The sequence below is a fragment of the Mesorhizobium sp. WSM4840 genome, from assembly GCF_055811755.1.
In genome coordinates, this window is record NZ_JBVVQD010000034.1 from 42,516 (window position 1) to 62,110 (window position 19,595).

The following is a 19,595-nucleotide window of genomic DNA, read 5'->3' on the forward strand; positions in this document are numbered from 1 at the left end:
CAGCCCGGACAGCGACAATCAAGCGGTGAAAACCGCAAAAGCGGAGGAGTGAACCATGAGAATGAATTCGATAATCCTGGGCCTTTCGGCGGGCCTTCTGTCGTCGACCGCGTTCGCAGGCGACGTTCGCGTGATGTGGTACTCGGACGGCGTCGAGGGCGAGGTTATACAGGACCTGCTCAACCGCTTCATGAAAGACAATCCGGACATCAACGTCATTCTCGACAACGTCGCCTACAAGGTTGTCCAGGAGCAGCTTCCGGTCGAACTCGAGGCGGGACGTGGTCCCGATATCGCCCGCGTCACCAATATCAAGGAACTCGCCGACCATTGGCTCGACCTGACGCCTGTGGTGGCCGATCCAGCATACTGGCAGACGAATTTCGGCGACCAGTTCGACTGGATGCGCCCTGACGGTTCCAAGATCATTCCGGGCTTCATGACCCAGATCACGCTGACCGGCGGCTTCGTCAACAAGACGCTTTTCGAACAGGCCGGCGTGCCGATCCCGGCCGACACCGCAACCTGGGACGAATGGATCGATGCCGCCGGCAAGGTGCAGCAGAGCCAGCAGCTCAACGCTGCCTTTGCCATCGACCGCAGCGGCCATCGTATCTCGGCGCCGAACATCTCTTATGGCGCCAATTACATCGGCGGTGATCGACTGCCGGCGCCGATCGACGCCGGTACGAAAGCTTTCGCCGAAAAGCTGGTCAATTGGGTTGCCGACGGCCGCATGAACAAGGAAATCTGGGTATCGGCGTCGGGCACCACCTATCGCGCCGGGGCCGACGACTTCATCAATGGGCAGATTGCCTACTACTATTCCGGCAGCTGGCAGGTTGCCAACCTCGCCAGCAAGATCGGCAAGAACTTTGACTGGGTGGCGACGGGCTCGCCGTGCGGCCCCGCCGCCTGCACCGGCATGCCGGGCGGCGCCGCGCTGGTCGCCATCAAATACACGAAAAACGCGTCTGAAGTCGGCAAGGTGATGGACTTCCTGGGACGCGAGGACATCATGCGCGAATTCACCGAGCGCACCCTGTTCTTGCCCGCACACAAGGGCGTTCTCGCCGGCAAGATCGATTACAAGACCGATGACGATAACGTCAAGGCGTCGCTCGAAGCCTTCCTGAAGGCGTCGGGCAAGATCGCGCCGAATGCCGCCGCCCTGCCGGCATGGAAATGGGGAACTCCGGTTTATGGCGCGCTGGTGACCCGCATCAGTCAGGTCATGGCCGGCGAGATGAAGCTCGACGAGGCTTTCGTCCGCATCGACGAGGACATCAAGGCAAAGGTGGCCGAGGCATCGAAGTAGCGTCGCGGCAGTGTCATGGGAGACGTCCGAAACGGCATAGCAACCCGCGCCGGCGCCATGATCCTGGCGCCGGTCGGCTGGCTTGCGAATGTTTTCGATGCGCCACTGCGCATGTTGCAACGGCGCACGGGCAGCAATGGCATGGCCGTGTTCTTCCTGGCGCCGAACATGCTGGTGTTCGGCATTTTCGTGCTGTTTCCGCTGGTCATCAACATCCTCTATTCGATGACCGGTGGCGGGGCGCTGTTCCTCGGCGACCGCACCTTCGTCGGCGCCGATCAGTATGGGCGGCTGTTCAGTTGCGGCAGCTATCTCGATCCGAAGAGCTGCACCGAGGACCTGTTCTGGATCGCGGTTTGGAACACCCTGGCCTTCGTTGTGCTGCAAGTGGCGATGATGGTCGCCGTAGCGCTTGTCACCGCACTCGTGCTCAACCGTGAGTTGCGTGCGCGCGGTTTCTGGCGCGCCGTGTTCTTCTTCCCTGTGCTTTTGTCGCCGGTCGTGGTCGGTCTCATCTGGCGCTGGATCCTGCAGCGGCAGGGGCTGCTCAACCTGATGGTGTTCGAGGCGGGCGGAACCCCGGTCAACTGGCTGGTGGAGCGCAACTGGGCCTTCGCGGCCACGATCATGGTGTCGGTATGGGCCCATGTTGGCTTCTATGCGCTGATCCTTCTCGCCGGCCTTCAGGCCATTCCGAAAGACCTCTATGAGGCCGCCGAGATGGACGGCACCCGGCCCATGCGCGTCTTCTGGCGCATAACGCTGCCCTTGCTGGCGCCCAACCTCCTGGTCGTGCTGGTGCTGACGCTCATCCGCGCCGTGCAGATATTCGACGAAGTCTATGTGCTGACCGGCGGCGGTCCCGGGACCAGCACGCTGTTCCTCACGCAGTACATCTACGAGGTCGGCTTCGCCTCGCTGCTGCGCAATCCGGGGCTCGCCTCCGCGGCCTCGATTCTCATGGGAGCGGTGCTGGTCGTGCTGACCTTGATCCAGCTGGGCATCGCAAGGCGCAACGAGCAGCGGGGCAAAACGCGATGAGCAGGGTTGCGGAATTTCTGTTTCGCCGGCGCGGCGGCGCCGGCTGGCACTGGACGGACGTTTTCACCTGGTTCTGGCTGATCGGCGGGCTGATTGTCATGTTCGGCCCGGCGCTCTGGCTGGTCAACTCGTCGTTCAAGACGCCTGCCGCGCTGGCGGAGTTCCCCCCGACTGTTTTGCCCTATGTCACCGCCGAAGCTATCGTGGAAGAATACGAGGAGCCGCTGCAGCTCTTCGAAGTGCGCAATGACGACGGCAGCGTGCGCGTGCTCGCCGAAGTGCGCCGCCTCGGCACCGTCGCGCAGATGGTCGATCCCGCCAACCCGGGCGAGATCATACGCGTCAACATCCAGAACCGTACGCCCAAGCGCAGCATCGCCTTCGCGCTCGACAATTATGTCCAGCCTTTCCTCGCCTTTGACTTCTTCCTCTATCTGCGCAACTCGGTCTTCGTCACCGTGGTCGCCACCCTGATTACACTCCTGACCAATTCGATGGCCGCGTTCGCACTGTCGAAGTACAATTTTCGGGGACGTTCGGCTGTGATGATGCTCATCGTCGCGACGCTGATGGTGCCGCTCTCCGTCATTCTGGTGCCGCTCTATTCGGTCATCTCGGCAATGGGACTATTCAATTCGCTATGGGGCGTGATCCTGCCCACAGTGGCGACGCCCACGGGCGTCTTCATGCTACGCCAGTACATGCTGACTATACCCGACGAGCTGATCGAGGCAGCGCGCATGGACAAAGCGTCCGAATGGCAGATCTACTGGCGCATCATCCTGCCGCTGACCGCCCCCGCGCTGGCGGTACTCGCGATCTTTTCCGTCGTCTGGCGCTGGAACGACTTCCTCTGGCCACTGATCGTTTTGTCGCGCAAGGAGGTCTATACGCTGCAGGTTGGTCTCAACACCTATGCCGGCGAACTCAACGTGCAGTGGCATTACATCCTGGCCATGACCGTCGTCACCATGATCCCGGTCGTGCTGGTGTTCATTTTCCTTCAGCGCTTCATCACCACCGGCATTGCCGGCTCCGGTCTGAAATAGAGGCTAACATGAGCCAGATCACACTCACCGACGTATCGAGGGCATTCGGCAAGGTCGGTGTGCTGCACGACATAAATCTCGATATCCTTGACGGTGAGCTGATCGTCTTCGTCGGCCCCTCCGGCTGCGGCAAGTCCACGCTGCTGCGGCTCATCGCCGGGCTTGATCGGCCGACAGGCGGCGCCATCGCGATCGATGGCAAGGACGTGACCACCGTTCCAGCCGCCGACAGGGGATTGGCGATGGTGTTCCAATCCTACGCGCTGTACCCGCACATGAGCGTGCGCCAGAACCTGGCCTTCGGACTGGAGAACGCCCGTATGGCGCGCGCCGAAATCGATGCGCGCATCGCCGAAGCCGCGCGGATGCTGGAAATCGCGCCGTATCTCGACCGGCGCCCCGGCCAGCTCTCCGGCGGCCAGCGTCAGCGCGTCGCGATCGGCCGCGCCATCGTGCGCAATCCAACCGCCTTCCTGCTTGACGAGCCGCTGTCCAATCTCGACGCCGAGCTGCGCATCTCGACGCGCGCCGAACTGGCCGCCCTGCACGAGCGGCTGTCGGCGACGATGGTCTATGTCACGCACGACCAGATCGAGGCGATGACGCTTGCCGACCGCATCGTCGTGCTGCGCGCCGGCCGTATCGAGCAGATTGGCACGCCGCTCGACCTCTACAATCATCCGGCCAATCTGTTCGTTGCCGGTTTCATCGGTGCACCGCGTATGAACCTCCTGCCGGTAAAGGTGGCACCCGGAGGCACTGGCCGGTCAAGCCTCACGCTGGACGGTTCAGCTGGATTCGAGATAGACGGGATCGTCAGCGCGGCCAATGGCGACGTGACGCTCGGGCTGCGGCCGCATCACATCAGCCTCGCCGACGCTGGCAAGGGAGACATTGCGGCGCGCGTCGCGCTGGTCGAAGCCCTCGGCTCCGAGACAATCGTCCACACCAAGACAAGCGGCGGCCAGGCCATGCTGGCGGTCGTCGCCGGACAATCTCCGGTGGCTTCAGGCGACACGGTGGATCTGAAATTCGATACCAGCCATCTGCATCTTTTCGATAGCACCGGCGTGCGCATCGCTGTGAGTTAGATTGTCGCTGCGAGGCGTGATGTCGGCTGCGACAGGACAGCGGGCCATCCGCGATGGCTTCACCCCGCTTTCCCGCTCTTTCGCCGGATCAGCTCGAAGATGCCTGAGATATCCTCGTCCCCGAAACCGGCGCCGGCCCGTTCGCGGAACAGTTCCAGCATGGGGTCGAGCAGATTGGTGGCGACGCCCTGCTCGCGGCTAGCGGTAAGGATGTTGTCCAGCGAGGCGGCCTGCATGCCGAGGTTCGACACCACATTCACGCCGTGCCTGCCGCTGTCGATCTTCTCCGAATATCCGGGCAGCTCGCCCATCATCGCGGTCATCCACGGGCTAAGAAGCTTGAGAAACGCGCCGGCGCGGATGCCTTCGGAATCGATCAGCGCGGTGGCATGGAAGAAGCCGGCGAAAAGGCCATACATGCCGCTGAGCAGGGCGAGGTCGTGCAGTGACGCCAGCCCGGCATCCGCACCCAGATAGTTCGCCGCGCCAAGCCCCTCGAGCGCACCGGCATGCGCATCGAAGGTCGGCTTCGACCCGCTGTAGAGAATGAGCGCGTGTTTCCCACCGATCATCGGGGGCGTCGCCATGATGCCGCCGTCGAGATAGGCAGCGCCCAGCCCGGCCACTCGCTCGGCGGCGGCGCGCGCCTGTGCCGGCGTGCCATTGGTGAGATTGACCAGCGCACGCCCGGAGAGCGCCGACGCTGCATCATCGATCACCGAATCCGACGCGGCATAGTCCAGCACGCACATCACGGTGACGTCGCTTGCGGCGATGGCGTCGGCGGCGGACTTCATCTCGCGGGCGCCTTTGGCGACCAGTGATGCGGCCTTGCCGGGCGTGCGGTTCCAGACCGTGACCGTGTGGCCCTGTTGAAGAAAGCGGGCGGTCAGCGCCTGCCCCATGGCCCCGAGGCCGATGATCGAGATATTGGCCATGCACGTGCGTCCTTCTAGATTCCGAGTTGCGGCCCCGCCCCTACGGCGGCGGCTACAAAGAGATGCGATATTGGACGCAGAAGCAGTAGTGGGCTATCTGTAGACCTATCGTCCACATCTAGGAACGATAAGAGCTCCAGATGCTGAATCTCAACGACCTCCTCGTTTTCGTTCAGGTGGTGGATCACGGCGGTTTCACTGCGGCCGGGCGCGCCCTGGGCATCCCCAAGTCCACGCTGAGCAAGCGGCTCTCCGAGCTGGAAAAGGCAATTGGCGTGCGTCTGGTCCAGCGCACCTCGCGCAGCTTCGCCGTGACCGAAGTCGGCCGCGATTTTCATCGCCATGCCGCGGCCATGCTGATCGAAGCGGAGGCGGCGGAGCATGTCATCAAGGGTCGTCTTGCAGAACCAAGCGGAACCGTGCGGATCACGGCATCGCTGCCGATCACTCAATTCCGCTTGGCGCCGCTCCTTCCGCGCCTCGCTGCCAGGCATCCGAAGATCCGCATCATGCTCGACGTCTCCGACAGGTTCGTGGATATCGTGCAGGAGGGCTTCGACATCGCCATCCGCAACCACTTCGCCCCGTTGCCGGATACCGATCTCGTGCAACGTCGCATCTATTACGACCCCGCCTGGCTCGTCGCCTCGGCCGATTACATCAGGGAGAAGGGCATGCCTTCTCGACCCGAGGAAGCGAATGGGCTCGATGGGCTCATGGCATCGTTGTCGGACAGGGTCTGGATGCTTAACGATGGGGAAGGCGCCGTTGCCGAGATCGAGCCATCGCCGCGGTATTTCGCCAACGAAACCGTCTCCCTGCGGGAAGCCGCCAGGGCGGGGCTCGGGGTGGCTTGCCTGGCGAGTAGCTTCTGTGCGCCGCTGATTGAATCCGGCGCGCTTGTCCGCATCTTGCCGGACTGGACAGCGCGTGGCGTGGCGACCACTCTGCTGATGCCGCATCGTCGCGGGCAGCTTCCCTCCGTTCGGGTCGTTGCCGACCATCTGATCGCTGAGCTCTCGCAATGGCCACCCGGTACTGACCTGATCAATGCACGTTGATCTACTCAGGCATGGTGGAATCCTGGGCCAATATCGGTCGATTGGGCCTCGCCATAGATGGTCGCGGTGTCACGCCAGCGCGCGGCGCCACCCGCCCCGATCCCGATGCGCGGTACCGAGCGGCCATCCCAGGCCTCCATCATCTGCATACCCGCCTCTCTCAACGACGCAGGCTGGCGTGGCGGGCATGCTCGCGGATCTCTTGGCGAGAAATGCCAGCATCCGCCAGTGTGCGGTCTGGGGCCTGCCTCAAGCTCGCAAGCGTCTGGCGATAGGCAAGCCAGCGGGCGAAACGGTGTCGAAGTCTATACAACATGATCGTCTCCTTTGGCGCGCAGATTCCGGGCGCGCTTGGGTTGGTCCGAAAGCGCAAAGCATCTGCACGAAGCGCTGTGCTATCGCAAGGATTGCGCTGGCTTCTTGGCCAGCCGAGGCGCTTGTCACTGTCGCTCCAGGCAGGATTGTCCAACGCCTCCAATGCCTGCATACTTGCGCGTGATGCCCGCTTCGCGCTACAGCCACGGTCGCAAGGAGCTTTTCATTTCTGCAAAATGGATATCGACTGGGACGATCTGAGGTTGTTTCTCGACGTTGCGCGGCTGGGTGGCTTGAGCGCAGCGACGGGAACCACGCGCCTCAGCGCAGCCACCCTTGGACGACGCGTCACCGCGCTCGAAAAGCAGATCGGCGAGCCGCTGTTCGTGCGTCAGCAGACAGGCTACCGGCTGACCCCGGTCGGTGAAGAACTGCTGCGGCGCGCCGAAGACGTCGAGGCAGCAATGCAGTCGCTGACCCGCTGGCGTGAGGGAAACCTGCCCGACCGCATTGTCCGCGTCTCGGCCGGGCCATGGACCTCAGCCTTCGTTTCCGCCCATATCGGCGAGATCTGGACGGTCGATGACGGCATCAGGGTGGAACTCGTCACCACCACCGACCGCGTCGACATCGGCCGCCGTGCCGCCGACATCGGCATCCGCAGCGAGCGCCCGACCGAGCAGTGGCTGGCCGGCCGTCAGAGCGGCAAGGTCGCCTACGCCATTTATTCCGGACGCCGCCTGATCAACGGCATCGCTGCCGGCTTGTTCGTCGGCGTTACCGGCGAAGCGGCAAACCTTGCCTCGGCGCGCTGGCTGCAAGCCCATCACGGCGACCGCATCGCCGTGCGCGGCAACAACACCCATTCGGTGCGCGAACTGGTGGCCGCCGGCGCCGGCCTTTCGATCTTTCCGTGCTTCGTCGGTGACAGCGATCCGCGGCTGGTCCGCGTCGCTCAGCCTATCCCCGAACTCGAAACCGACCAATGGATCGTCACCCATCACGAGGAACGTCACTCGCCGCCGGTACGAAAGGTCGCCGACCGGATTGCCGCCTTGATGCGGGCGCACCAGCCGCTGTTTCGCGGCGAGACGCCGATCCGGTAAGCCTCAGGCGTCGATCGGCCGCCAGCTGAACGGCATGCTGGCACTCGTGCCGGACTCCTGCGCCGTCAGGCCCAGGCCGTAATACTTCAACAGGGACTCGAACTCGCCATGCCGCTGCGTCCAGCCGCTATTCGCGGCACCGACCATCGGGCCCAGCGGACGCTTTGTTCCATGGCTGACCACCGTCAAAAAGAGCGCGGTTAACCAAATTTTCTAACCCGCCAATGCTTATTCGCTCGACTGAAGGGGTGAGGTGATCGATGTGCGATTCAAACATAAGCGCATTTCCGCTGCATCGGCGGCGGAAATTGGTCGAAGGGATCGCCCTGGTCCTGGAGTCCAAGAACGGGGAGGACGCGAACGCCTTCTGGCGCAACACCGCCAAGGCAATTCTCGTTCAATTATCCGAATCAGGAATTGCACCCGGGCTGGCCGAACAGGAAGTCGGAACCCTTCTTCATGCTGTCTTGGATGATATAGCCACCCGCAGTGCGGCGAAACTAGCACAATAGCATCGGCTGGCTCACGACGATGGATTGCCGCGTGGCACCACTGCATCCGTCAAATGCAAGGTTTTTCAATGCGGATGAAAAGATAGCCGCGTTCGTCGAAATCATGCCTCACCGTTGCAGACACCAGCCAGTCGGGTCATGAAGGGCTCGGATGAGCCCTGACGCCCCTTACTGCGCAATCGGGGAGGAAATCCTGCGCATGGGCGTGATCACGCCCGGTCTATGTGGCTGCGCCCCACCATGCGCGCCTATAACACGAAGAAGTCATCCACTGTGAGGAATGTGCTCGGGTCCACGGCGGCAAACTTGACAGTCGCCGCTCCTCCTGCCCCGTCCGCATCGAACAGCAGATCGCCGGTCTCCTTGTCGTATATGATGTGGTCGCTGTTATCCATGGCGTGCTTGCCGACGACGAAAACCGCAGCGGAAAGCGAGCCGGCCGACAGCCCGACGAATGCGGAACTGTCCAGCCAGAACACATCGTCGAGCGCATTGAAGTCTTCTATCCTGTCGTAGTTCGCCGGCCCAAGTGCGTCGAACACGAAGACATCCCTGCCCCCCTCGCCGGCCAGCCGGTCGCGGCCGGCGCCGCCATTGAGGATGTCGTCGCCAGCACCACCTCGCATGTCGTCGGAGCCGGCGCCGCCGTCGAGGACGTCGTCGCCAGTGTCACCGCGGACGCCGTCTGCGCCCTCACCACCGCTGATCTCGTCATCGCCAGCGCCGCCCTTCAGCCAATCGGTGCCCGCGCCTCCAATGATGTCGTCGGCGCCCGCGCCGCCGAACAGCTGGTCGTGGCCGGCACCGCCGTCGAGCGTATCGTTGAACGGGGTGCCGCTGATGCGGTCGCCCCCGCCCAGCGCGGCGACGAGCACGGCATGACCATGGCTTGCGTAGCTCGCGATGTTTTTGGCGTCGGTCAGGGTAATGGATTCGGCCGGCGGAGTGACGGTGATCGTAATCGTCGCCACATTGCTGTTGCCCTGGCCGTCCGTAGCGTAAACCGTAAAGCTGTCGGTGCCGATGAAGCCGGCCTCCGGTGTGTAGTCGAACAGGTTTCCGCTCAGAAAATCCGTATGATAGTGCAGGGTAGTGCCATAATGACCCTGGTGAAACGGGTAGTGGTTACCGTCGAAACTCGTCTCCTGCTCCAGGGTGCCGCTGTCCGGCCCGTCCAAGACGATAAAGTTCAAGAGATCGTAGTCGGCATCTGTCGCGCCGAACTTGACGTCGTCGAGAGATTGCGCCTGCGAAATCGACAAGTCCAGGTCGGCAACGGTGGGCGCGTGATTAACGAAGGTGTCGGACTGAAGCACGCCCCCTTTCAAGATGATCTGGTGCTGACCGTATTGGGTGTTTTCGCTGCCGAAATATTCGTTCGCCCCGATCCATGTCACCGTGAGGTCGTCGGGGCTGTCGGCGCTGATCGAGACGATCTGGACCGACTGGAAGGCCGCCTGGTCGGACACGGTGCGGAGAAAATTGCCTTCGTTGTCGAAGACCTGCGTTTCCACTGTCGTCCAGGTTTCGGTCCTGCCCTCGTGGGTGAAGCTGGTGATGGTGAAGAAGCCGTCGAAGACATCGACCGAAGCTAGTTCGATCCCACCGAAAGGGAAATCCCGCTTTGCGCCTATCGGTCCGATTACGTCGCCGTCTGTTTCCGTAATGCTGAAAAGGACCGAGTCAGGGGTCGGATTGGGATTCTCGGGTTCGTTCCATACGATGAGTTCACTGCCATTGCTTAAGGTCGGCATCCTGTCTCTTCCTTGCCTTGCGCCTGGACGTGCTGCGGATGCCCCCAATTCCAACAGTAACATGTTACGCGAGACGGATCGGTGACAAACCCAACCGCCCTTCGCCTTCTTCGAATGTGGTTAATTCACTTTCTGGCGGCGCCATGCACGCTGAATGGTCGATGGGAGTGACCCAATAGATCTAGCGGCTGCCGCCGCATATTGGGAATGCTTGTCGTCGGCGTATGCCTACGACAGCTGGTTGTCGCCTTTTCTTCTCCGCTGATGTCATGAAACTTGATCCTGCTCCGATGGACTCAGGAAGCAGATCCGGGCGCTTATGCATACGTGCGGATGGACGTAGGAATCATCGGGCCCGACGACGCCTGCGGTGGCGGTACACCAGAACGTCGCGGTCGAACTGTAGCCTGCGTCGAAGCTGACGCCGCTCCCATAACCCGTTCCCGGCGCACCCTTGGAGCGCAGCCGTCGGCAGACCATGGGCACCGGGTGCTGCAACTGCGAAGTTTCCAAGCCCATTTTGGACGACCCCAAGACAGCTAGCCCGCCGCGGCGGCAGCCAAGATCGTGCGGCGAACGACGGTCTCCAGGACAGGCACCTTGTAGCCGTTCTTAGGCAGCGGAGTAGCATCCGCCACGGCAGCATGGGCTGCCTGTCGCGCCAAGTCGTCAGTAAGCCTGTTACCAATGAGGAGACGTTCGCTTTCGCTCGCGCGACGAGGTGTTGGCGCGACCCATCCCATGACGATCGAGGCATTTTGCACGGTCTGGCCCTCCGTCGTCAAAACCACTGCCACATCGCAGATCGGCCAGTCATAGCTCTCGCGCTCGGTTTGCTTGTGGTAAGCGGCTTTCGCGCCGGCGCTCAACGGCGGAATGGTCACGCGCGTCATGACTTCGCCAGACTCGATCCTGGTGTCGTTGGCGCGTTGCATTTCGGGTGGCAACAAGAAATCCGAGAGCTTCACGACGCGTGAGCCGTTGGAGCCGCCGGCAAGTTCGACGCTCGCGTTATAGGCGACCAGCGCCGTCGCCGGCGTGGAGGCGTGGACCATCGCATTTTTGTCATTGTCGAAAATCGCATGATGCTGGTTCTCGTCAGCGCCGCTGCTCTCCATCTCATCGGCACCTTCGCCATGGAAATGATCATGCCGAAAATACCAGCAGCGCGGCCGCTGCAGCAGATTGCCGCCGATGGTGGCGGCGTTGCGGACCTGCGGCGTCGCCGCATGGGCGGCGGCGTCCGACAGCGCCACGTAGCGCGAGTGGATCCGCGGATCCTTGTCGATGCGATCGAGCGTCACCAGCGCACCGAGCGTCAGCCCGTTTTCCGTGTAGATCTCGTCGAGGCCGCGGGTGGTCTTCAGATTGACAAGCCGCGCCGGCGCCAAAATCCCTTCCTTCATCAAGTCGAGAAGGTCAATCCCGCCTGCCTTGGCGATAACGGGTTTTTGCTCAGTGCTTTCGGCAAGCAGATCGGCTGCCTGCTCGACCGTCGTGGCATCGGCCCATTCGAAGCTGTTCATGGCCATGCTGGACTCCTTCTTGCCGATCTCAGGCGCTGAGCGCCGCCAGCACATTTGCCGGATTCATCGGCAAAGTGCGGATCCGCTTTCCGGTGGCGTTGTAGAATGCATTGGCGATCGCGGCGCTGGTCGCCACATTGCTTGCCTCCGCGATGCCTCGCGCGTCGGTCGACGACTGCGCCCCGATCTGCTCGATGAGCAACACCTCGATCTCCGGAGTCTCGCGTGATCCGACCATCTTGTATTGATCAACGTTGGCGTTGAGCTGATGGCCGCTCGCCGCGTCCATAATGCGGTCCTCGTAAATCGCGTAGCTGACACCCTGGATGATGCCGCCGATCACCTGGCTCTCCACCAGCTTCGGGTTGATCGGTCTGCCGCAATCGCTGGCAGCTACGACGCGCTCGACCTTGACGACGCCGGTCTCGACGTCGACCGCCACCTCGGCGAACTGGACGCCGCCCAGCCCGTGGCGGCTGATGGAGGTCTCGCCGGATAGCGCAAAACCCTCATAATCGTCGTGGCGCTTGGCGAGTTTTGAGATTTCGCCGAACTTGGCTTCCTTGGCTGCTTCCTTGAGCGGCCTTGCGGCTCCCTCGTTGCCGCGGACGCCCACTTTACCGTCAGCGAAAAAAATGTCATCGGGATCGGCATCGTCGAAAAGCGGCGCGAGGCGAGCCGCCAGATCGCGTGCCGCCTCATATGCGGCATTGCGGGCCGGCGCAGTCACGGACGCCGTTACCCGGCTGCCGCCGGACGGCGGCCCCCACGGAAAGCGCGTGTCGCCGATATAAACACCGATGTTCTCGGCATCGAGGCCGAACTCTTCGGCGACGACCTGGGCAAGCACCGTCCGGGTCCCGGTGCCGATATCCTGTGCGCTGTTGTAGACGGAAACCGATCCGTCATCGGCGATCCTTACCTCGACGGTTGTCGGAGGGCTGACGACATACACCCACTGCGCCTGCGCCATTCCCATGCCGCGCTTGACAGGGCCCGCGTCGGAGTTTGGCGGACGTCGTCGGTCCCAGCCGAACCGCTCGGCCGCGATCTTGCGTTCATGTGCGCGGGCAAGCATGTCGTCGGTGGGCTTTGTGTCGATGCGATCGCGCAGCATCAGCGGGTCGAGTTGCAGCCGATCCGCAAGTTCGTCCATCGCCTGCTCGAGCGAGAAGATTCCCTGTACCTGGCCAGGAGCCCGGAAAGCCGCGCACGGACCGGCGTTCGTGAATACGTCATACTGCTCGGTACGCATGTTCGGGCACGGATAGAGCGCGTTGTAGCAGAAGCCAATGCCGGCACCCCCCGCGATGCCACCAGTACCCCAGCTTATGACGTCAATTGCCGTGAGCGTGCCATCTTGTTTGGCGCCGATCCGCACCCTCTGCAGGCTGTTCGGGCGATTGCCCGCCGAAACATGCTCTTCACGGCGGTCCAGCATCATGCGCACGGGCGCGCCGGCCTTTTGCGACAAATGAATGGCAAGGAGGCCGAAATTATTGATCCCATATTTGGCGCCGAACCCGCCGCCGGTGAAGTCGCTGATCACCCGGATCTTGCTCTTGGGCAGATCGAAATATTCCGCAGCCTCGTCGCGCACGCTGTGCGTGTGCTGGGTGGAGGCATAGATAGTCAGTTTCCCGCCAATCCGCGACGATGCCATGTGTTTCCATCGGCACATGCGTCTGAACCTGAGTGCGATATTCGGCCTCGATGACGACGTCGGCCTCCGCCAGGCCCTGGTCGATATCGCCCGTGGGAGTCATGCCAGGCATACCGAAGTTGGGGCCGCGCACATTGCCCTTCTGCGGCAAGCCTTCCGGCGCACCGCCGCCGCCGGCCGTCGACGGCTGCTCCACCGGTCCGGGAAAGACAATCGGAGCCTCATCGTCCATTGCAGCCACGAGATCGCTTACGTGCGGCAACCGCTCGTATTCGACCTTGACGAGCTTCGCGGCTTGCTCGGCGATCCGCTGCGTCTCGGCCGCGACGGCGGCAACGGTCTGGCCCGCGAAGCGGACGATCGGATATTTGTTGCTGGCCTCGGCTTCCGAATCGCGAAGTCTGGCAGATTGCAACAGAGTCTCAAGCACATGCACCGCGCGGACGCCGGGGTAACTCTCCGCGGCGGAGGTATCGATCGAAATCACCTTGGCATGCGGCCAAGGGCAGACGACCTGCCGTGCATACAGCATTCCCGGCAACTGAAGATCGAATGTATATTTCGCGGTTCCTGTCACCTTCTGCACCGCGTCGAGCCGCCGGATCGGCTTGCCGATGGAGCGCAGTTCAGCGTTCACCGGCAGCTGCGGCGGTTCGTCGGCAGGCACCTGCCGGGTGACTTGCCTCGTCTCCTGCCCGACGATGCCGTAGAGCAAGGACTGGGGGCGCAACGAAGGCTGATCGATCGGTGCCTGGTTGTCGGTAGCCATCAGGTACCCCTCCTTCGATTCTCGTTTGCGACCGCGAGCACCGCCGCAAAGATGTTCGGATAGGTGCCGCAGCGGCAAAGGTGGCCGCTTATCGCGGCCTTCACGTCTTCGATGCCGGCGTCGGGTTTGCGATTTATGAGCGCTGCGCAACTCATAACCATTCCGGGCGTGCAGAACCCGCATTGAAGGGCGTCGTGCTCAACGAACGCCTGCTGCAGCGGATGAAGCTTGTCGCCCTCGGCCAGTCCCTCGATCGTGGTGATGCTCCTGCCCCGGGCGTCGAGCGCCAGCGTCATGCAACTGCTGGCGGGCTGACCGTCGAGCCAGACCGTGCAGGCAGAACAGGCTCCACGATCGCAGCCGATTTTGGTGCCGGTGAGGCCGAGGTGATTGCGCAGGATATCAACCAGCGTGGTGGCCGGTTCCGCCTGCACCGGGACTCGTCGTCCGTTTATCGTGAGATCGATTGGGATCGGACCAGGGCCAAGCACTTCGTTGGCATCGTCCTGCATGGAACTATCAACGGCTGCCTGCGCCGCCCCTGCTTCCATCAACGCTGCCCCCACGGCCGACGTGCCGCCGTGCTTCAGGAAAGTCCGACGAGATATGCCCGATCTCGCGAATCCGTCCGTACCGTGACTGCGGCTCGATTCCGCCATGCTGTGCCTCCGGATTTTACTATGGTGGTCACCAAACTATGGTGATCGTCCCATCAAGCTCTGTTTGGATCACAACCAAGCTAGGGGACCGCTCGGTTCCCGCCAGACGCCATCACAACGAAGTGACATCACGAAGATCGAGAGGCTCGCCATGCCGTCGGGTCATGACTTCCGGTTCCGCAAGGGCGCGTCGCGTCGATCGGTTTCGCTGCACCGCCAAGGCAACACGAGCCGCTCACGCCATAGTTAAATTTCGAATGGCGCACTTCAGGGCGAAGTTGCGAAGTTGTCCATAAGGCATTGATATTGAAAGATTTTGGTGATCCCGGAGGACGTGCTCGTAATATTGATTCCATTGACTTTCGTGGGCCAGAATTGGAAATCTTCCCGTATTGTGCCGTACAGTTCCGCGGCTTGCCACGAGACCGAAACTCTCAGCTACTTCTCAGCTGGCAACACATATCGACAACCGATAGGGTCAAATTGGCTACCCCTGCTCGTAGAAAAGAACACGACCCACTGGCAGAAGCTGATCGAAATAGTCGAAGTCGCGCACATTGCGTGTGAGAACGATGCAGCCGCGTTCCAGCGCCTGGAGATACAAGCTCGCATCGTTCAGCAGGGCTGGGCTCTCGCCGCGGGCAGCGCCTGACAGACGCGTCACCAAGCCGGCTAGCATTCCGGCCTCGCCTATGGCGGTCTCCGATGGGGAAAAGAGCCGGTGGCCGGGTATGTCTTCTAGGGTGCGCCGGATTTCGCGTAACACGGTCTTCGTGGCCGGGTGCAACGGATCGAGGCGGCCGAACAGGTGCGTCAGCTCAGCCAGGCAAACGGTGGAGTGATTGACAATCCGGGACTCAAGCAGTTCGTCCACGCTTACGGGAGAGCGCCCTTGGAGTACGTCGATATAGACGCAGGTATCGAGCAACAGCTCAAGGCCAGCTGAAATCGGCTTCCGAAGAATAGGCAGATCGGCGGCCGAGCGGCGTTGGATAGTGTCTGTGGTGCGTTGCGGCTTGATCCGCCGCAGCGCACGGGACAGATCAAAACTCAAGGTCGATTTCTTTCGCGACCCGGCCCTTCCGGCGGACGAACTTCACCCCAAAGTCGTCCTCAAGCGCGACCTTCGCCAAGGCGTATTCCAGTAGCTCTGTATCGGTGGTAATGCCGGACTTTTCCTTGGCAGCCGCTATGAGGTCGCGTCGAATCCGACCGCCGATCCGGCCATTCTCGCCTTCAAGCAGCCCGAGCTGCCGCGCCGTATCAATGACCGTTCGCCGCCGCAGATTTGCCTGAACCGGTGGCGGCTGAGTTTCATGGGACGACTTCAGCATCAAAAATCTCCTTGTCAAACAAAATAGCGATTCTGGCCAACAGATTCAAGATGCGGACTGTTGATCCGCGCTCACCGCCGCGCCTGCAGCAGTTCGGACTGGTTTGAAACCTCCCCTGAAGACTGATCCGGAGCGGCAAGCGCCGCCTCCGCAGCCTCGATGATTCGACTTGCAAGTGGAGTCCGTTTCTTCCGACTCATCGCCCTGTGGCCAGGTTTGCTGTTCCCGCAAACGCAGGTAAGCCTTCATCCCCCCAGCGCCGATACATGTTCCAGATCCTGCCGGCGCTGTTTCGCGCGTCGCTCGTAACTGGCCTGGTTCTTGGTCGCGATCAACGTGTGCGGGCTGCCGCGCCTTTCGGTGGCGAGGTCAAGGTCGCACGCGGCGTTTCGGACGCTCTCCTCGACGTGGGTCCGCCGGTTCTGGGCCGCCCTTAGGCGCCATTGCTGTTGATGAGGGGCAATCAGAAATGCGCCGAGTGCGCGACAGTCGTCGCATGTGCATTTGAGCGGATTGGTACGCGACCAGTCCCGTGGAGCCTCCAGCGGCAGCGCGATGCGACCGCGCAGATGGTCGAGAGCCGCCTCACGCAGCCGGCCGACGGCCGGCCATGCCATGCTCTGCGACCGCTTGGCGAAGGCCAGTGCCGCCGGGACCAGCACCGCGTCCGGCGTGTAGGTCCGGGGCCAGGCCAGCAAGTTCTCGATCGCGCGCGCCGCGAGCCCGGCGTCGATCTTGCTCGTCGCCGTCAGGAGATCGACGACGAAGCCAGGCCGTACGGACGCAGGTCGCGTCCAGGGGTCGAGCTTGGCACGTTTGGCCGGGTCACCCGGCAAGACGTCGATCAAAGCTGCGCCGATCTTCGCGGCGTCGCCAACGGACTCGGTCGGCGCCGCTACGCAACGCAGCAGCAAGTCGCCGCAGGCGCCGAGATGGGCCGCGGTATTGCGTCTGACGATCTCGACCAGCAAGTCCGTGGCCCGCCGTGGCGGAAGAAGTGCGGCGGCTCGCACGATGGCGTCGTTATCGGACGCCGCGTAATGGCCGTTGGAAGAAAGCTCCGCAAGGAGCTCATCGATGCGCGCCGCGTTGCCCAGCCGGACCTGCAGGTCGAGCATCCGACCAGCGGCGGTATCACTCTCCCCGCGCCATGTCTCACGGGGCCAGGAGCGCAGCATCTGTCCCGAAAGCTCATCAGCCTCCCCCCACACCTGTCGCTTGACGGCGATGTCGCTCGTCTCCCAGTGCTTCGCCAGATCTTCGAGATACGGCAGCGTCGCCCCGAGGCCGGCTTGGTTAAGCACCGCGAGCCGCCGCGCGCGCGGCCACAGCACCAGACCGGCGCGGCGATACGTACGGTCGAAAGAGGCGCCCTCGTTGCCCGTCGCCTCATGGAAATGCTGCTCGTCCGGCGCAAGATCTTCGAACGCATCGGGCGGACAGAGCTCCTCCTCATCGAATGGAAAATCCTGAAACCCGATCTCGCCGCCGTCCGGACGCCGCCATGCGGACAGGGTCAGCGAGCTCTCGAAAACTTCGGCGACTTCGAATTCTTCATCGCCCTCGTCGTCTCGATCCCAGCGCCTGCGGCGATAATTGCCGGTGTGTTCGGCGCTGCCGCTCTCCTCGATCGATACCAGGACAAGATGGAGATCGCACTCCGCCGCCGCTGCCGCCTCGATCAACACCGACGCCACGCCCGCATCGGCCCCCTTGAGGGCGTCGAACGACAGCTCCGCCGGCGTGTAGGCATGCTCGAGCGGCACGATCAGCTTGTCGGGCTCGTCCTCGACGCCCGCCCACCCGCGCAGCAGGTCCGCGACGTGCGCCTCGACCGCGCGATAGTCGGGCGCCGGCAGCGAGCGTCTCTTGCCGAGGAAGCGCAAATTATAGACGAGGATCAGGCGATGTCCGGTGATGACCGGGCGCACTTCATGCAAGCAGTCTGCATAGAAGGCGGCGAATCCAATTTCCGACGGATCTTCGGGGTGCAGATCGAACATCACCTCTCGACCCAGGTGCCGCACGACCAGCTCGCCGCCACGATGAGCAGAGGGAAGCACGATCACCAGGGTCGCGAACATGCCGGGCGTCTTTTCGGTGTCCCGGTGATTAAGGAAGAAGCTGCCGGCGTCATAGACGAGAAGCTTGTAGAAGTCCGCCGCGACCGGCTCTTCGACGCCAAGGCCGCGGGCCGCGTCGGTGACGAGCTCGGCCAGCGTCGGCTCCCAACTACGCCCGCCGATCTGGATCCTGCGCGGGTCGATCTGCCAGGTTCTGCGCACGTCGCGATCGAGCACCGCTTCCTCGCCGCGTCCATGGGGTGCGGCCTCGGCTACGGCGACCAGCCGCTCGGCCTGCGCCTCCGGAAGCGGGAAGGCGATCCTGCCCACGCCCTCCACGTCGATCGTCGGCATGAAGATTTCCCGCAGGCCACCGACGCAGAAGTCGCCGGGGCGCTCGACCGAGCGCAGGCAATCAGGCAGGGCGGCGGCGATCGACGACATGAGTACTCCCGACAGTCTGGAAAATGAACACAGCGTATGGAAAACCTTACCTAGACCCGGCGCGTCGGCCTCTCAAGAAATTTGCACAGCAAAGACACCCGATACTTGTCGTTGCGCTTTATCTGAGAAATGGCCCTTCTCGTTCATCAAAACTCGGATATCAGACTCAGCAGCGCTGTGGAGCGCCCAATGAAGGGCCACGATAGAGAATTTCCGCGGCGCAATGGACGGACAACGGCCTCTGGCAGCTCGCGCAGCCGGCATCGCGGAAGCGACTATGATGCGCCTTCGAGAATGTCGAATGGTCCGGCAAATCGCCTTCCAGGCCGAGCTGGCAAAAGCCACCGCAAGGCCGGTTCAGATGCGCCTCCTACCGAGCCGCCGCTCCGGGCGGATGCCAAAGCAGTAGCCGACGATCAGCATGCGGATCAGCAGCTCCGAGTCGATCGAGGGGTTCGAGTCCAAATCGTGGCGCCAAAGCAAACAAGAAAATCTAGCAAATCAATGAATCAAAACTTTTGGTGGGCCCGGAGGAGGTTTGGGAACCATTAAAAATCAAGTACTTGGAAATCAGGGGGACTGCAGAGTGTTCAAATCTGCTCCAATGTTTTTTGATGTTTCTGCCCCACTATAGCGATGAACGCCTCGCTCAGGTTCACGCGTGAGCGAGGAAATCCTGCCGGTGTTTCAGTCTCACATGAGGGGTCGCGGTAGCGTCACTTCTCTAATTGCAGAGTGCATCCTTCACGATTGTCACGCCACAGCAGCACGCTTCCGATAAGGTGCTTGACCGGTTCGACCTCACCCTCGTTCGCGCCATACATGCGCCGCTTATCGACGATCTTTTTTCCAAACTGCAGGAGAGACGAGCGGACGTGCGGTTGTCACGTCCCAGTGCTATGCGGGTGGTGCAATAGCGTTTTCGGAGTGTAGCAAATGTCCAATCTGCCGA

The 19,595-nt window shown here is 62.3% G+C and carries 18 protein-coding genes and 2 pseudogenes; 7 read left to right on the forward strand and 13 right to left on the reverse strand.

Features of this window, described 5'->3' with window-relative positions; translation table 11 throughout:
* Positions 1 to 55 precede the first annotated feature (55 nt).
* The 4 genes from AC0L3I_RS30870 to AC0L3I_RS30885 are packed head-to-tail and all read left to right on the forward strand — an operon-like array spanning position 56 to position 4,499.
* Positions 56 to 1,318, forward strand: coding sequence for an ABC transporter substrate-binding protein (locus AC0L3I_RS30870; protein WP_473485431.1), 1,263 nt, complete (start codon positions 56 to 58; stop codon positions 1,316 to 1,318).
* A 15-nt stretch (positions 1,319 to 1,333) separates the two neighbouring features.
* A complete protein-coding gene (locus AC0L3I_RS30875; protein ID WP_473485430.1) occupies positions 1,334 to 2,359 on the forward strand; it encodes a carbohydrate ABC transporter permease in 1,026 nt (341 codons plus the stop codon).
* On the forward strand, positions 2,356 to 3,408 hold the full coding sequence (locus AC0L3I_RS30880) for a carbohydrate ABC transporter permease (RefSeq protein WP_473529430.1): 1,053 nt from the start codon (positions 2,356 to 2,358) through the stop codon (positions 3,406 to 3,408). Before AC0L3I_RS30875 ends, AC0L3I_RS30880 begins: the two co-directional genes overlap by 4 nt.
* Before the next feature lie 8 nt (positions 3,409 to 3,416).
* Entirely contained in the window at positions 3,417 to 4,499 is a 1,083-nt protein-coding gene (locus tag AC0L3I_RS30885; protein ID WP_473529431.1) for an ABC transporter ATP-binding protein, read from the forward strand.
* Positions 4,500 to 4,558: 59 nt separating this feature from the next.
* Here AC0L3I_RS30885 and AC0L3I_RS30890 read toward each other — a convergent pair whose 3' ends face one another.
* A complete protein-coding gene (locus tag AC0L3I_RS30890) occupies positions 4,559 to 5,437 on the reverse strand; it encodes an NAD(P)-dependent oxidoreductase (protein WP_473529432.1) in 879 nt (292 codons plus the stop codon).
* A 140-nt stretch (positions 5,438 to 5,577) separates the two neighbouring features.
* Here AC0L3I_RS30890 and AC0L3I_RS30895 point away from each other — a divergent pair, with 140 nt between their 5' ends.
* Complete coding sequence (locus tag AC0L3I_RS30895; RefSeq protein ID WP_473529433.1) at positions 5,578 to 6,498, forward strand: LysR substrate-binding domain-containing protein; 921 nt, start codon at positions 5,578 to 5,580, stop codon at positions 6,496 to 6,498.
* Positions 6,499 to 6,503: 5 nt separating this feature from the next.
* Here AC0L3I_RS30895 and AC0L3I_RS30900 read toward each other — a convergent pair whose 3' ends face one another.
* A complete protein-coding gene (locus AC0L3I_RS30900; RefSeq protein WP_473529434.1) occupies positions 6,504 to 6,647 on the reverse strand; it encodes a hypothetical protein in 144 nt (47 codons plus the stop codon).
* An 11-nt stretch (positions 6,648 to 6,658) separates the two neighbouring features.
* Positions 6,659 to 6,985, reverse strand: a complete 327-nt coding sequence (locus AC0L3I_RS30905) for a DUF1127 domain-containing protein (protein WP_473529435.1) — start codon at positions 6,983 to 6,985, stop codon at positions 6,659 to 6,661.
* A gap of 64 nt (positions 6,986 to 7,049) precedes the next feature.
* Between AC0L3I_RS30905 and AC0L3I_RS30910 the strand changes: the two genes are divergently transcribed.
* Entirely contained in the window at positions 7,050 to 7,919 is an 870-nt protein-coding gene (locus AC0L3I_RS30910) for a LysR family transcriptional regulator (protein ID WP_473529436.1), read from the forward strand.
* Between the two features lie 3 nt (positions 7,920 to 7,922).
* Here the strand turns inward: AC0L3I_RS30910 and AC0L3I_RS30915 are convergent, their stop codons facing one another.
* Complete coding sequence (locus tag AC0L3I_RS30915) at positions 7,923 to 8,108, reverse strand: hypothetical protein (protein WP_473529437.1); 186 nt, start codon at positions 8,106 to 8,108, stop codon at positions 7,923 to 7,925.
* 71 nt (positions 8,109 to 8,179) lie between these two features.
* Here AC0L3I_RS30915 and AC0L3I_RS30920 point away from each other — a divergent pair, with 71 nt between their 5' ends.
* Positions 8,180 to 8,431, forward strand: a complete 252-nt coding sequence (locus AC0L3I_RS30920; RefSeq protein WP_023797634.1) for a DUF6074 family protein — start codon at positions 8,180 to 8,182, stop codon at positions 8,429 to 8,431.
* A gap of 248 nt (positions 8,432 to 8,679) precedes the next feature.
* On the opposite strand, the gene AC0L3I_RS30925 is transcribed toward AC0L3I_RS30920, so the two are convergent.
* The 9 genes and pseudogenes from AC0L3I_RS30925 to AC0L3I_RS30965 form a co-directional block, all read right to left on the reverse strand.
* Entirely contained in the window at positions 8,680 to 9,945 is a 1,266-nt protein-coding gene (locus tag AC0L3I_RS30925; protein WP_473529438.1) for an Ig-like domain-containing protein, read from the reverse strand.
* A 779-nt stretch (positions 9,946 to 10,724) separates the two neighbouring features.
* The gene (locus AC0L3I_RS30930; RefSeq protein WP_473529439.1) at positions 10,725 to 11,717 is read right to left on the reverse strand and encodes an FAD binding domain-containing protein; all 993 of its coding nucleotides are present in this window, start codon (positions 11,715 to 11,717) and stop codon (positions 10,725 to 10,727) included.
* A 22-nt stretch (positions 11,718 to 11,739) separates the two neighbouring features.
* Positions 11,740 to 12,867 (reverse strand): xanthine dehydrogenase family protein molybdopterin-binding subunit, encoded by a 1,128-nt coding sequence (locus AC0L3I_RS30935; RefSeq protein ID WP_473529449.1) that lies wholly within the window; start codon positions 12,865 to 12,867, stop codon positions 11,740 to 11,742.
* A 6-nt stretch (positions 12,868 to 12,873) separates the two neighbouring features.
* Positions 12,874 to 14,143: pseudogene (locus AC0L3I_RS30940) on the reverse strand (xanthine dehydrogenase family protein molybdopterin-binding subunit); the annotation flags it as partial.
* Complete coding sequence (locus AC0L3I_RS30945; protein WP_473529440.1) at positions 14,143 to 14,802, reverse strand: 2Fe-2S iron-sulfur cluster-binding protein; 660 nt, start codon at positions 14,800 to 14,802, stop codon at positions 14,143 to 14,145. The pseudogene AC0L3I_RS30940 and the gene AC0L3I_RS30945, both read right to left, overlap by 1 nt.
* 487 nt (positions 14,803 to 15,289) lie before the next feature.
* Positions 15,290 to 15,856, reverse strand: a complete 567-nt coding sequence (locus tag AC0L3I_RS30950) for a type II toxin-antitoxin system VapC family toxin (protein WP_473485401.1) — start codon at positions 15,854 to 15,856, stop codon at positions 15,290 to 15,292.
* Positions 15,846 to 16,136 carry a hypothetical protein gene (locus AC0L3I_RS30955; RefSeq protein ID WP_473485400.1) on the reverse strand — a complete coding sequence of 97 codons (291 nt, stop codon included), beginning with the start codon at positions 16,134 to 16,136 and terminating at the stop codon, positions 15,846 to 15,848. Before AC0L3I_RS30955 ends, AC0L3I_RS30950 begins: the two co-directional genes overlap by 11 nt.
* Before the next feature lie 245 nt (positions 16,137 to 16,381).
* The gene (locus AC0L3I_RS30960) at positions 16,382 to 18,643 is read right to left on the reverse strand and encodes a 2OG-Fe(II) oxygenase (protein WP_473529441.1); all 2,262 of its coding nucleotides are present in this window, start codon (positions 18,641 to 18,643) and stop codon (positions 16,382 to 16,384) included.
* 259 nt (positions 18,644 to 18,902) lie between these two features.
* Positions 18,903 to 19,096 (reverse strand): annotated as a pseudogene (locus AC0L3I_RS30965) (transposase); the annotation flags it as partial.
* Positions 19,097 to 19,595: the final 499 nt, after the last annotated feature.